Consider the following 11,871-nt stretch of genomic DNA (forward strand, 5'->3'; position numbering starts at 1 on the left):
AAAAGGACAGGAACGGGAAGTCCGGAAGGGGCCGAACATGAACATTGAGCTGCTGATGAACCGCATGCCTTCGGACGGGCCCCTGATGCTCAAGGCGCATCGCACGCCGGCGCCGGGCTTGCCGCTGCGGCTTGATCCGGTGTTGGTCTTTGCTGCCGAAACCGCGCCCGTGACCTATGAAATCGAAACGATCCGCCATCTGGGCCGCGATGTCGCGCTGTGCCCGGATCTGCGCCGGTTCAACAATCTGGTCGGCTCGCCCAGCCGGGCATGGTCGATGCTGTTCATCGAGATCGAGGGCTTTGGCGGCATCGCCTCGGTGCTGGAAAAGCTGCGCATCCTGCGGCTGGAACGGCCCGATCTGCCGGTGGTGATGGCGTCCACGCGGATGCGGGTGCATGACCTGTCGGTCGAACGGCTGCCGGTCTGCGATGTGTCGCTGGCGCTGCCCGCGGATGCGGCGGATGTGAACGTGGTGCTGCAAAAGGCGCGGGTGAACAATTTCGCCTGGCAGATGCGGCAGATGAATATGGTCGAAGGTGAGGTTGCGGTGCCCGATCAGCCGCCGCTTCTGGCGCAGGGGGCCTGACGTGGCCCCTTCCTGACCGCAGGGATGCAAAGACACCCGGATGGCAACATCCGGGTGTCTTGCTTTGGGCCTTGTGGATCAGTGGTTGTGGAAGGCGCGATTGGCCAGCGCTGCCTGCAGACCCAGGCACAGCGCGGTGCGGGTCAGCGGCGCGCGCAGCGCGGCATCGACCGAGGCCGGATCGGGTGCCTCGAAGCTTGCCAGATCGGTCGCCTGGGACAGGCAGATCAGCGGCACATGGGCGGCGGCATCGCGCAGGGCGCGCAGGGTGGTGTCCTGCGGGCCGGTGGCGGTCTGGCACAGCAGGATGGCGGGGCCGGATCGCGCGGCGGCCAGCGCCTGATCCGGGGTGGTCACGGACAGGACGGTGCCGCCCAGGGCGCCGACCCAGGGGCGGATCTGCGCCACCATGGCCGGGGTCAGGCCCAGGCAGATCAGCATCCGCCCCAGCAACAGGTCGGGCGGCACCAGCGTATCGGCCTGCGCCGCCGCCTGCGGGGGCAGGGGGCGTGTGGCGGGCCGGATCGCGCGCGAAAACAGCGTGCGCAGATCGGGCAGAAGGGGGCGTCCGTGTTTGCTGATGGCGATCATGGCGCACTCGGGGGTCAGATAACTTTACGTTATCTTAACGGTTCCCAGGGCGGATGCGCGGATGCCTCCGAGAGGTTTGCGCCCCAAAGGCGAAGGAAATAGCGCTATGGGCTATACGAAGGGCGATAAGCCGCCCCTTTCGGATAGGTCATCCCTTGGCGTGGTCACGGCGCCAGTTGGCCAAGGCGCGGCGCGTTTGTTGCCAGATTTCGGGAAGCTGCGCCAGAACCGGGGCCAGGGCATCGGCATCGCCGGATTGGGCCAGCTGTTCGGCGCGGATCAGTTCGGCACGCAGGTGGGTCAGCCCGAAGGTCGCGGCGGACCCCGCCTCTTTATGCGCCCGCTGGGCCACGCGGTCCAGATCCAGCAGCGCGCTGTCGGCCGCGGCCAGTTTGGCAAAACCGCGATCAGCCTCGGCCATGTAGCTGTCCAGCAGCCGGGCGAAGCGGTCATGGGGCAGGGTATCGTGCATTTCCTGCAGATGGGCGGCATCCAGCAGGGGCTTGTCGGCCGTGTCGGGATCATCGGGGCAGTGATCGCCGCAGATGCGCGCGATCGCCTCGCGCAGCTTGGCGCGCGAGATGGGCTTGACCACGACCTCGGCCATGCCGGCCTGCAAAAACCGGTCGCTGTCCGAGGCGTGGGCGGTCAGCGCCGCCACCGGTGTGGCCCGGTTCGGCCCCTGCCCGTCGCGGATCGCGCGGGTCGCGGTGATGCCGTTCATGCGCGGCATGCTGATATCCATCAGGATCAGGTCAAAGCGCTGTGCCTGCGCCAGATCGACGGCTTCCTGGCCGTCATGCGCCTCGGCCACGGTATGGCCTTCGCGCTGCAGCAATTCGCGCAGGACCAGGCGGTTGACGGGATTGTCCTCGGCCATCAGGACGGACAGCTGGCGGACCGACGGCGCAGGCGCGGTGCTGGCCGGGGCGGCGTCGTCGGGTTCGGCGGGCAGATCGGTCAGCGGCACGGTCAGGGTGAAGGTGCTGCCGATGCCCAGCTGGCTTTCCACCGTCAGGTTGCCGCCCAGCTTGCGCGCCAGCCGCCGCGCGATGCCAAGGCCCAGCCCGGTGCCCCCGGCGGTGCGTTCATAGGATTGGTCGATGGTGACGAAATCGGCGAAGATGCGGGTGATGTTGGCTTGGCTGATGCCGATGCCGGTATCGGCCACGGCGATGCGATAGGGGCCGGCTGGATCTGGGCGGTCCAGGGTGATGGTGATGCTGCCTTTGCTGGTGAACTTGTTGGCATTGCTGATCAGATTGAAAAGAATCTGGCGCAGCCATTTCGGGTCGCTGTTCACGCGCCGATCCTGGCCAAGGCTGTCCACCACCTCTATCCGGTTGCCCCGCGTCAGCGCCAGCGCGGTCTGGTTCGCCGCCACCTCACGCACCAGCGCCTGCAGGGTGAAGGGCATCGGATTGGCGGTGATCATGCCCGAATCGATCTGAGAGATATCCAGAACGTCATTGACATGCTGCATCAGGAATTCGCCCGAGGCGCGCATCACCTCGGCCAGGCGGGCCTGTTCGGGGGTCAGGTTGGTATCTTCCAGAAGCTGCAGCGTGCCCAGAAGGCCGTTCAGCGGCGTGCGGATTTCATGGCTCATGACCTGCAGCATCGCCTGTTTGGCCTTTTCGCCGGCGATTGCCCGGTCGCGGGCCTGGCGCAGTTCATTTTCCCGGTCCAGCCGGCCGGTGATGTCGCGGGCGAAGGCGACATAGCTTTCGCCCTTGTGGTCGGACAGGGCGTTCACCGCGAATTCCACCGGGAATTGCCGCCCGCTTTTGTGCCGCGCCATCGTCAGGCTTAGCCCGGTGCCGCACAGGTTGCGCAGGGTGTCGACGATGGGCGTGGGCGGGCTCTGTTCGGGGCCAAGCCGGGCGGCGGGCATCCCCAATGCCTCGTCCCGGGTATAGCCATAGATGCGTTCGGCGGCGGCGTTGAATTCGGCGATGCGGCCGTCTGCATCAACCTCAATCACGGCATCCAGCGTATTGGCCAGGACCGTGCCGATGCGTTCATACATCATCCGTTCGGTGCGGGCGCGCGCGGTATTGATCGCCGACAGCCGCGCCAAGACCGCCACCGCCGCCAGCAAGAAGATGACCAGCGCCACCGTCAGCACCGCCAGATCGCGCAAGGTGGTGACAAAGTCGGCGCGGCGTTTATCGGCCAGTGCCGAGGACAGTTGAATCCCCGTCAGCGCGATGGTGCGCACCGCGGGGCGGATCGCGGCGGTGGCCAGTTCCAGTTCGCGCAGTTGCAGGCGGAATTCGCGGTTGGGCGCATCCACGATGGGGGCGGCGTGATGCAGAAACCGCGTCACCTCATCCAGGGCCTTGGCTACATCGCGGGCTTCGCGCAGCGGCGCGTGCAGCGGGCTTTGCGTCAGGATCATGATCCGGCTGTAGAAGATGTCAAAGCGCAGCCGGACATCGTTCAGATCCATCGCCGGGTTTTCGGTGGCGTCATGCAGGGCCAGCTGCAGCGACATCAGCTCGACCTCGGACTGGGCCAGATTCCACGGCACCTTGTCCGATTCGGCCGAGGTCTTGACGTCGATCTGTTCGGCCACACGTGAGGCCAGAAAGATCGACACCGCGATGCACAGGCCCACGGCAACCGTGGCCAGCGCATAGTAAAGGCCGCTGCGGTGAATGCAGAGCGCCAGCCGTCCCAGAACGCGTTTTGGCCCGGCGCTGATCTGGGTGCCAAACATGCCCTATGGCTTTGCCGTCATGCGGACCAGTTGCCAGATGCTGCGGGCATAGATCGCATCGGTCTGGTAATCTGGATTGGAATCAGAGGGATAGATGATCCAGAGCGGGCCGTTTTCACGCACCGACATTTCCTTGCCGTCGCGGCGGAAGGCGATGATCGGGCCGCCGTCGACCGCATCGCTGACCGGGATGGCAACACCGTAATCATTGGCGGCGATGGCCTGGATCTGGCCCTTCCGGATGCCAAGCCGTTCCAGCAGCGCGCGCAGCGGCACGCCTTCAAAGCGGATTACGCCCTGGGTCCAGACCGTCGAGGTTTCCACCGCAACCGTGCCAAGCGCTTCCAGCATCGCCAGATCGAACTCTGCCGCGCCGGGGGCATTGGTCACGCCGATGTCGCCATCCACCGTCAGGACCACGCGGCCGGTCGGTTGCGGCAGATCCGCCGCGATTGCCGGTGCTGCGAAAAAGGCCAATACAACCATAAGGATAGATATGCAGCGCCCTGTGAACGGGCCGGTCGTGCGGAATGCGGACGTCATGCAGCTACTCATCTGAAACGGGGCCGGGCGCGGGATCGCGCCGGGCATAGTGCATGTGAATATCGGCATCCGCCTTTCGAAAATCCATATCCTCTTTCGTATATAAAAAGATCTACTGGAAACCGGATGTATACGAATTCCGCCTAACCTTCGGGCAAGCAGACCGTTACGAAACCCTGAACCTTTGCTACTTTCGCTTAAAGTCACGATTAAAAAGATCATTCCGATATATTCCGTGGCGGTGTCGTTTATGCTACACCGCAGGTTGAATGCGGGATTGATCTGCCAACACGGGAAACGGACGGTTGTACGATACGACTGGGAAACTGATGAAGATACTTGTCGCTGACGATCACGGATTGGTGCGCGAAACGATCTGTGCCTTCATTGAAACGCAGGAAGGCGCCAGCGTCGTGCAGGCCAGCGATCTGCAAGAGGCGCTGGACCGGATCGACGATTCCGGCCCCTTCGATCTGGTGTTGTTGGATTACAAGATGCCCGGCATGGACGGGCTTGCAGGTCTGGAACGGGTGTTGGCGCTTAGCGGTGGGCGGCCGGTGGCGCTGTTGTCGGGCAACATTTCACGCGCGACGGTGGAACAGGCGCTGACGGCGGGGGCGGCGGGGTTTGTGCCCAAGACGCTGGCGTCGAAATCGCTGGTGCAGGCGCTGCGTTTCATGATCGCGGGCGAAAAATACGTGCCCTTCGATTTCATGCGCCAGCCCGAGGCGCCGGCGGATTCGCAATTCACCCCGCGTGAAATGCGCGTGCTGCAGGGGATTTGCGAAGGCAAGGCCAACAAGGTGATCGCCGCCGATCTGGGCCTGCAAGAGGTGACGATCAAGCTGCATGTGAAATCGGTGTGCCGCAAGCTGGGCGCGCGCAACCGCACCCATGCCGCGATGATCGCGCGCGACCTGCGGCTGGTCTGACCCGCGGGTTCAGATCGACCGGGCGGCCTGCACCACCAGATCATCCAGCCCCGCGCCCCCCTGGGCGACATGGTCCCGCAGCTGCTGGCGCATCCGCGGTTCCCAGAAGTCGCGCAGATGGGCCGCCACGCGGTCGGCGGCATCGTCCCCGGGCTGGGTCTTGAAGAAGATGGCGATCTGGTTCGCCATATGGACCATTTTTTCAGGCGACATCGGGGATCTCGGACGTGATGCGGTGGGCGTGGGAATAGATGTCAAAGCCCTCACCGCGGGCAAAGGCGACAAGGGTGATGCCCGCGCCCTCGGCCAGACGCTGGGCATGGGCGGTCGGGGCGGATACGGCGATCAGCATCGGGCAGCCGGCCAGCGCAGATTTCTGCACCAGTTCCACCGATAACCGGCTGGACAGAACGAAGGCGCCAGCGCCGGGGTCAAGACCCTGCCGCGCCATCGCGCCGATCAGCTTGTCCAGCGCGTTGTGCCGCCCCACATCTTCGCGCAGCAGCACCATTTCGCCATCCGGGCGCAGGAAACCGGCGGCATGGGTGGCGCGGGTCTGGTCATAAAGCACCTGGCCCGCGCGCAAGGAATCGCCCGCACGCGCGACCGTGGCGTGGGCGAACCTCGGGCCCGCGCGGTCGATGCGGGGCAGGGGGCGCAGGGCCTGATCCAGACTGTCGATCCCGCACAGCCCGCAACCCACCGGCCCCGCCATGAACCGCCGCCGCGCCGCAAGTTGCGCGCCGCGATCGGCAGCCAGCCACAGCCGCGCCTCGATGCCCGTGTCATGGCTGACCTGTTCGAAATCGCGGATCTGCGACAGATCGGTGACGATGCCTTCGGACAGGGCAAATCCCACCGCGAAATCGGCAATGTCGCCGGGGCTGGCCATCATCACCGCCTGGGTTGACCCGTCATAGACCATGGCCACGGGCACCTCTTCGGGCAGGGCGCGGCGCAGGGGCATGGCCGCCCCGGATCGGTGCGCGGTGCCGGAAACGCTGCGGGCGGGGGGCAGGGGCATGGCGCTATTCCGCCGCCGGAAGCACACGGCGCGCCCGGTCGGCCTGGGCCGCGTAGTCAACCTGCCAGTCGCTGGGCCCGTTTGAGGGGCTGACCTGCACCGCCGTCACCTTGTATTCGGGGCAGTTCGTGGCCCAGTCGGAATAATCGGTGGTGATGACATTGGCCTGCGTGTCGGGGTGGTGGAAGGTGGTATAGACCACCCCGGGGCTGACCCGGTCGGTGATCTGCGCGCGCAGGGTGGTTTCGCCCGACCGGCTGGCCAGGCGGACCCAGTCGCCATCCTTCACGCCGCGCACCTCGGCATCATGGGGATGGATTTCCAGCAGATCCTGATCATGCCAGACCACGTTTTCGGTGCGCCGGGTCTGGGCGCCGACATTGTATTGCGACAGGATGCGCCCCGTCGTCAGCAGCAGCGGAAAGCGCGGCCCGGTCTTTTCATCGGTCGCCACATATTCGGTGACGATGAACCGCCCCTTGCCGCGCACAAAGCCATCGACATGCATCATCGGCGTGCCTTCGGGGGCCGTGTCGTCGCAGGGCCACTGGATCGACCCCAGCCGGTCCAGCAGATCATAGCTGACGCCGGCGAAGGTCGGCGTCGTCGCGGCGATTTCCGCCATGATCTGCGCGGGGTGGTCATAGGCCCAGCCCGCCCCCATCGCATTGGCCAGCATCTGGGTGATTTCCCAATCGGCAAAGCCCTGCCGCGGCGCCATCACGCGGCGCACGCGGTTGATGCGGCGTTCGGCATTGGTGAAGGTGCCGTCCTTTTCCAGAAAGGTGGACCCGGGCAGGAAGACATGGGCGTAGTTCGATGTCTCGTTCAGGAACAGGTCATGCACGATGACACAATCCATCGCCGCCAGCCCCGCCGCCACATGCTTGGTATCGGGGTCCGATTGCAGGATATCCTCGCCCTGACAATACAGACCCTTGAAGGTGCCATCGACCGCGGCATCCAGCATGTTGGGGATGCGCAGGCCCGGTTCGGGGTCGATCGTCACGCCCCAGGCGCGTTCAAAGATCTCGCGCACCTGCGGCAGTTTCACATGGCGATAGCCGGGCAGCTCATGCGGAAAGCTGCCCATGTCGCAGGATCCCTGCACATTGTTCTGCCCGCGCAGCGGGTTCACCCCCACGCCGGGCCGGCCGATATTGCCGGTCAGCATCGCCAGATTGGCAATCGCCATCACGGTGGTGGACCCCTGCGAATGTTCGGTCACCCCCAGCCCGTAATAGATCGCGCCATTGCCGCCGGTGGCAAAGGCCCGCGCCGCCGCGCGCAGATCGGCGGCGGGCACGCCGGTCAGGGCCTCGGTCACCTCTGGGGAATGGCGCGGGTCGGCGACGAATTCCGCATAGGTCAGGAATTCGTCCCAGTCACAACGCGCGCGGATGAACGCCTCATCCATCAGCCCCTCGGTCACGATGACATGGGCCATCGCGGTGACGACGGCGACATTGGTGCCCGGGCGCAGCGCCAGATGATGGGCCGCCGCAACATGCGCCGATTTCACCAGATCGATCCGGCGCGGGTCCACCACGATCAGCCTGGCCCCCGCGCGCAGCCGCCGCTTCAGCCGGCTGGCAAAGACCGGGTGCCCGTCGGTCGGGTTGGCGCCGATCACCATGACCACATCGGCGGCCTCGACACTGTCGAAATCCTGGGTGCCGGCGCTGGTGCCGAAGGTCTGGCTCAGCCCATAACCGGTGGGCGAATGGCACACCCGCGCGCAGGTGTCGGTGTTGTTGTTGCCAAAGACCGCCCGGGCCAGTTTCTGCACCAGAAAGGTTTCTTCATTCGTGCAGCGGCTCGATGTGATGACCCCGATGCTTTTCTGCCCATGCCGGGCCTGTATGGCGCGCAGGCGTTGGGCGGCAAAGCCGATCGCCTCGTCCCAGCTGACCTCGCGCCAGGGGTCGGTGATCCGCTCGCGGATCATCGGGTTCAGGATGCGGTCGCGATGCGTGGCATAGCCATAGGCGAACCGGCCCTTGACGCAGGAATGGCCACGATTTGCCTTGCCATGTTTCCAGGGCACCATGCGCACCAGCTGATCGCCATTCAGCTCGGCCTTGAACGAACAGCCCACCCCGCAATAGGCGCAGGTGGTCACCACCGACCGGGTCGGTGTGCCCAGCTCGATCACCGATTTTTCCTGCAAGGTCGCGGTCGGGCAGGCCTGCACACAGGCGCCACAACTGACACAGTCCGAGGACAGGAAATCATCCCCCCCCGCGCCCGCGCTGACCCGGCTGTCAAAGCCGCGCCCCTCGATCGTCAGGGCAAAGGTGCCCTGCACCTCTTCGCAGGCGCGCACACAGCGGTTGCAAACGATGCATTTCGCCGGATCATAGGTGAAATAGGGGTTGCTTTCATCCTTGGCCCGCCACTGCGGATTGGCGGCGCCCGATGTGTCGCGCGCGGTGAAATGGTTGGCCATCTGGCCCCCCGCGGGCGCGGTGTAGCGCACATCGCGCAGCCCCACCGCCCCGGCCATATCCTGCAATTCGCAATCGCCATTGGCCGCGCAGGTCAGGCAATCCAGCGGGTGGTCCGAGATATACAGCTCCATCACCCCCCGGCGCAGCTTGCGCAGCTTGTCGGATTGGGTATGCACCACCATCCCCGGCGCCACCGGCGTGGTGCAGGATGCGGGCGTGCCGCGCCGGCCCTCAATCTCGACCACACACAACCGACAGGACCCAAAGGCCTCCAGATTGTCCGATGCACACAGCTTCGGCACCGAAATCCCCGCCTCGGCCGCCGCGCGCATGACCGATGTGCCCTCGGGCACCGTCACCTCAAACCCGTCGATGCGCAGCGTGACCGGCGCGCCGGTCTTCGCGGGCGTGCCCATGTCGCGGTCGTCCCAGGGGATGATCAGATCCTTCATGGTGCGGGCCTTTGCTTCTTCTTGGCAAAAATACTCTGGGGGGCACGGGGGGCAAAGCCCCCCGCCGTGGGGTTGGGTCGGGGCGTCATTCGGCGGCCTCGCGCGGGCGGGCGAAATCCTCGGGGAATTGCGTTAGCGCCGACATCACCGGGAAGGGCGTGAACCCCCCCAGCGCGCACAGCGACCCGTCCTTCATCGTCTCGCACAGATCGCTCAGCAGGCCGATCGCGGCGCCGTCGCCTTCGGCAATCCGGTCGATGGTTTCCACCCCGCGCACCGCGCCGATCCGGCAGGGCGTGCATTTGCCACAGCTTTCCACCGCGCAGAATTCCATCGCAAAGCGCGCCAGGCGCAGCATGTCCGCGCTGTCGTCAAAGACCACGATCCCGGCGTGCCCGATCAACCCGCCTTGCGCATCCAGTTCCTCATACCCCAGGGGCGTGTCGAATTTCGCGGGCGCCAGATAGGCGCCCAGCGGGCCGCCCACCTGCACCGCCTTGACCGGGCGGCCGGTGGCGGTGCCGCCCGCGATATCATCGACCACCTCGCCCAGGGTCAGGCCAAAGCCGGTTTCAAACAGCCCGCCGCGTTTCACATTGCCTGCGATCTGCAAGGTCACCGTGCCGCGCGACCGGCCCAGGCCGATATCGGCATAGGCCTGCGCGCCGCGGTCAAGGATCACCGGCACGGTCGCCAGGCTGATCACATTGTTCACCACCGTGGGCTGGCCCATGAAACCTTGCAGCGCGGGCAGCGGCGGCTTGGCGCGGACCACGCCGCGCTTGCCTTCCAGCGAATTCAGCAGGGCGGTTTCCTCGCCGCAGACATAGGCGCCCGCGCCCATCCGCAGCTCAATATCAAAAGATCGCCCCGATTGCAGGACATTCGCCCCCAAAATCCCGTTATCACGGGCGATCCGCAGGGCATCTTGCAGGATTCCCGCCGCAACGGGGTATTCCGAACGCAGATAGACGAAGCCCTTGCTGGCCCCCACCGCCAGCCCCGCGATCGCCATGCCCTCGATCAGGCTGAAGGGGTCGCCCTCCATGATCATGCGGTCGGCAAAGGTGCCGCTGTCGCCCTCATCCGCGTTGCAGACGATGTATTTCCGGTTGCCCTGTGCCTGCGCGACGGTGGCCCATTTCACCCCGGTGGGAAAGCCCGCACCGCCGCGCCCGCGCAGGCCGGATGCGGTGACCTCGGCGACGATATCGGCGGGCGTCATGGCGATGGCACGGCGCAGCCCGGCCAGCCCGCCGTGGGCCTGGTAATCGGCCAGGTCCAGCGGGTCGATCACGCCGCAGCGGGCGAAGGTCAGCCGGGTCTGGCGGCGCATCCAGTCCAGCGCCTCGACCGGGCCAAGCGCGCGGGGATGGGCGGCCAGATCGCCAAACAGCGCGGGGACATCGGCCACGGTCATCGGGCCAAAGCCGTGGCGGATGCCGTCAATGTCTACCTCGACCAGCGGTTCCAGCCAGACCATACCGCGCGATCCGGTGCGGATCAGCCGGATATCCACCCCACGCGCCGCGGCCTGATCGCGGATCGCGGCGGCCACGTCATCGGCGCCAAGGGCAACTGCGGCACTGTCCAGCGGAAGATAGATCTTCATGCCCCGGCCTCCGTCAGGATCGCATCCATCCGCGCGGCATCGACCCGGCCCAGCAGCCGGTCATCGACCATCACCGCCGGCCCGCAGGCGCATAGCCCCAGGCAATAGACAGGTTCCACCGTCACCGCGCCATTCGCGCTGGTGCCGTGCCAATCCAGCCCCAGCCGCGCCAGCACCCGTTCGGCCAGTGCCGTGGCGCCGACCGATTGGCAGGCTTCGGCCCGGCAGATGCGGATGACATGGCGCCCGGCGGGGCGGTCGCGGAAATCGTGGTAAAAGCTGATCACGCCATGAACCTCGGCCCGGGTCAGGTTCAGCGCCTGCGCGATCAGCGCGGTGGCGGCGGCGGGGATATGGCCAAAGGCCGCCTGAAGCCCGTGCAGAATGGGCAGTAAAGGCCCTTCCAGCGCCAGATGCCGGTCGATGATGGCGCGAATGTCCCCGTCAGTCGGGGGGGTAGGGCTGGGCGCTTGGGTCTGCATGCGGGGCCTTTCACGGGTAACGGGCCCCAGCATGCGGCTTTTCATATCGGTTTCAATATCGCATTTCCGTTGTCTGATAGGAAATCTCTATCAACTCAATTCGGAAATCTGCCCCGCCTCGGCCAGCAGCGCCTGCAGCACCGGGGTATGGGGTTCGCGCCAGGGCGCCAGCAGGCCGACCGAATGGCCCCGCCCCGTGCCCGCCATCGGGATCGTGCGCAGCGGTTTGCCGGTGACCAGAAACCGCGCGATATCGGCGGGCAGGATGGTCAGCCAATCGCCCGACAGCACATTGGCCACCAGCACCACGGTCGAGTTCGATTCGATCAGCACCCGGGGGCTGATGCCCGCATCTGCGAAATGCTTGTTGATGATGCGCCGGTTTTGCATGTCCGGCGGGCTCTGTTGCACAAAACCCGTGGGGGATTCATCTCGTGAATCCAGTGTGGTAGCTGGAGGGCATGAGCAGACCCA

11 protein-coding genes are annotated in these 11,871 nt (G+C 65.8%); 2 read left to right on the top strand and 9 right to left on the bottom strand.

The features are described 5' to 3' along the window. Positions 1 to 37 precede the first annotated feature (37 nt). The gene (locus tag MXB90_RS15455; protein WP_250046326.1) at positions 38 to 589 is read left to right on the top strand and encodes a hypothetical protein; all 552 of its coding nucleotides are present in this window, start codon (positions 38 to 40) and stop codon (positions 587 to 589) included. 78 nt (positions 590 to 667) lie between these two features. Here MXB90_RS15455 and MXB90_RS15460 read toward each other — a convergent pair whose 3' ends face one another. The 3 genes from MXB90_RS15460 to MXB90_RS15470 form a co-directional block, all read right to left on the bottom strand. After that, positions 668 to 1,180 carry a hypothetical protein gene (locus MXB90_RS15460; RefSeq protein ID WP_250046327.1) on the bottom strand — a complete coding sequence of 171 codons (513 nt, stop codon included), beginning with the start codon at positions 1,178 to 1,180 and terminating at the stop codon, positions 668 to 670. A gap of 148 nt (positions 1,181 to 1,328) precedes the next feature. After that, a complete protein-coding gene (locus MXB90_RS15465; protein WP_250046328.1) occupies positions 1,329 to 3,902 on the bottom strand; it encodes a hybrid sensor histidine kinase/response regulator in 2,574 nt (857 codons plus the stop codon). A gap of 3 nt (positions 3,903 to 3,905) precedes the next feature. Beyond that, positions 3,906 to 4,445, bottom strand: a complete 540-nt coding sequence (locus MXB90_RS15470; protein ID WP_250046329.1) for a putative pterin-binding protein — start codon at positions 4,443 to 4,445, stop codon at positions 3,906 to 3,908. Positions 4,446 to 4,774: 329 nt separating this feature from the next. Between MXB90_RS15470 and MXB90_RS15475 the strand changes: the two genes are divergently transcribed. Then, a complete protein-coding gene (locus MXB90_RS15475) occupies positions 4,775 to 5,377 on the top strand; it encodes a response regulator transcription factor (RefSeq protein ID WP_250046330.1) in 603 nt (200 codons plus the stop codon). A 9-nt stretch (positions 5,378 to 5,386) separates the two neighbouring features. Here MXB90_RS15475 and MXB90_RS15480 read toward each other — a convergent pair whose 3' ends face one another. The 6 genes from MXB90_RS15480 to MXB90_RS15505 form a co-directional block, all read right to left on the bottom strand. Next, complete coding sequence (locus MXB90_RS15480; protein ID WP_250046331.1) at positions 5,387 to 5,590, bottom strand: formate dehydrogenase subunit delta; 204 nt, start codon at positions 5,588 to 5,590, stop codon at positions 5,387 to 5,389. Next, positions 5,580 to 6,401, bottom strand: coding sequence for a formate dehydrogenase accessory sulfurtransferase FdhD (fdhD, locus tag MXB90_RS15485; protein ID WP_462982314.1), 822 nt, complete (start codon positions 6,399 to 6,401; stop codon positions 5,580 to 5,582). The genes MXB90_RS15480 and fdhD overlap by 11 nt, the downstream gene beginning before the upstream one ends. A gap of 4 nt (positions 6,402 to 6,405) precedes the next feature. Then, on the bottom strand, positions 6,406 to 9,303 hold the full coding sequence (fdhF, locus tag MXB90_RS15490; RefSeq protein WP_250046332.1) for a formate dehydrogenase subunit alpha: 2,898 nt from the start codon (positions 9,301 to 9,303) through the stop codon (positions 6,406 to 6,408). Between the two features lie 85 nt (positions 9,304 to 9,388). Then, positions 9,389 to 10,915 carry a formate dehydrogenase beta subunit gene (locus MXB90_RS15495; RefSeq protein WP_250046333.1) on the bottom strand — a complete coding sequence of 509 codons (1,527 nt, stop codon included), beginning with the start codon at positions 10,913 to 10,915 and terminating at the stop codon, positions 9,389 to 9,391. Next, on the bottom strand, positions 10,912 to 11,397 hold the full coding sequence (locus tag MXB90_RS15500; RefSeq protein ID WP_250046334.1) for a formate dehydrogenase subunit gamma: 486 nt from the start codon (positions 11,395 to 11,397) through the stop codon (positions 10,912 to 10,914). The genes MXB90_RS15495 and MXB90_RS15500 overlap by 4 nt, the downstream gene beginning before the upstream one ends. A gap of 90 nt (positions 11,398 to 11,487) precedes the next feature. Then, on the bottom strand, positions 11,488 to 11,787 hold the full coding sequence (locus MXB90_RS15505; protein ID WP_250046335.1) for a LysR family transcriptional regulator substrate-binding protein: 300 nt from the start codon (positions 11,785 to 11,787) through the stop codon (positions 11,488 to 11,490). Positions 11,788 to 11,871: the final 84 nt, after the last annotated feature.

Source organism: Phaeovulum molybdatiresistens (genome assembly GCF_023544865.1).
In the GTDB taxonomy this organism is placed as follows: Bacteria; Pseudomonadota; Alphaproteobacteria; order Rhodobacterales; family Rhodobacteraceae; genus Pontitalea.

Excerpts from the sequence above, each read along its gene's own strand:
- MXB90_RS15455 (WP_250046326.1), top strand. The coding sequence starts at position 38 with ATGAACATTGAGCTGCTGATGAACCGCATGCCTTCGGACGGGCCCCTG.
- MXB90_RS15460 (WP_250046327.1), bottom strand. The coding sequence starts at position 1,180 with ATGATCGCCATCAGCAAACACGGACGCCCCCTTCTGCCCGATCTGCGC.
- MXB90_RS15465 (WP_250046328.1), bottom strand. The coding sequence starts at position 3,902 with ATGTTTGGCACCCAGATCAGCGCCGGGCCAAAACGCGTTCTGGGACGG.
- MXB90_RS15470 (WP_250046329.1), bottom strand. The coding sequence starts at position 4,445 with ATGACGTCCGCATTCCGCACGACCGGCCCGTTCACAGGGCGCTGCATA.
- MXB90_RS15475 (WP_250046330.1), top strand. The coding sequence starts at position 4,775 with ATGAAGATACTTGTCGCTGACGATCACGGATTGGTGCGCGAAACGATC.
- MXB90_RS15480 (WP_250046331.1), bottom strand. The coding sequence starts at position 5,590 with ATGTCGCCTGAAAAAATGGTCCATATGGCGAACCAGATCGCCATCTTC.
- fdhD (WP_462982314.1), bottom strand. The coding sequence starts at position 6,401 with ATGCCCCTGCCCCCCGCCCGCAGCGTTTCCGGCACCGCGCACCGATCC.
- fdhF (WP_250046332.1), bottom strand. The coding sequence starts at position 9,303 with ATGAAGGATCTGATCATCCCCTGGGACGACCGCGACATGGGCACGCCC.
- MXB90_RS15495 (WP_250046333.1), bottom strand. The coding sequence starts at position 10,915 with ATGAAGATCTATCTTCCGCTGGACAGTGCCGCAGTTGCCCTTGGCGCC.
- MXB90_RS15500 (WP_250046334.1), bottom strand. The coding sequence starts at position 11,397 with ATGCAGACCCAAGCGCCCAGCCCTACCCCCCCGACTGACGGGGACATT.
- MXB90_RS15505 (WP_250046335.1), bottom strand. The coding sequence starts at position 11,787 with ATGCAAAACCGGCGCATCATCAACAAGCATTTCGCAGATGCGGGCATC.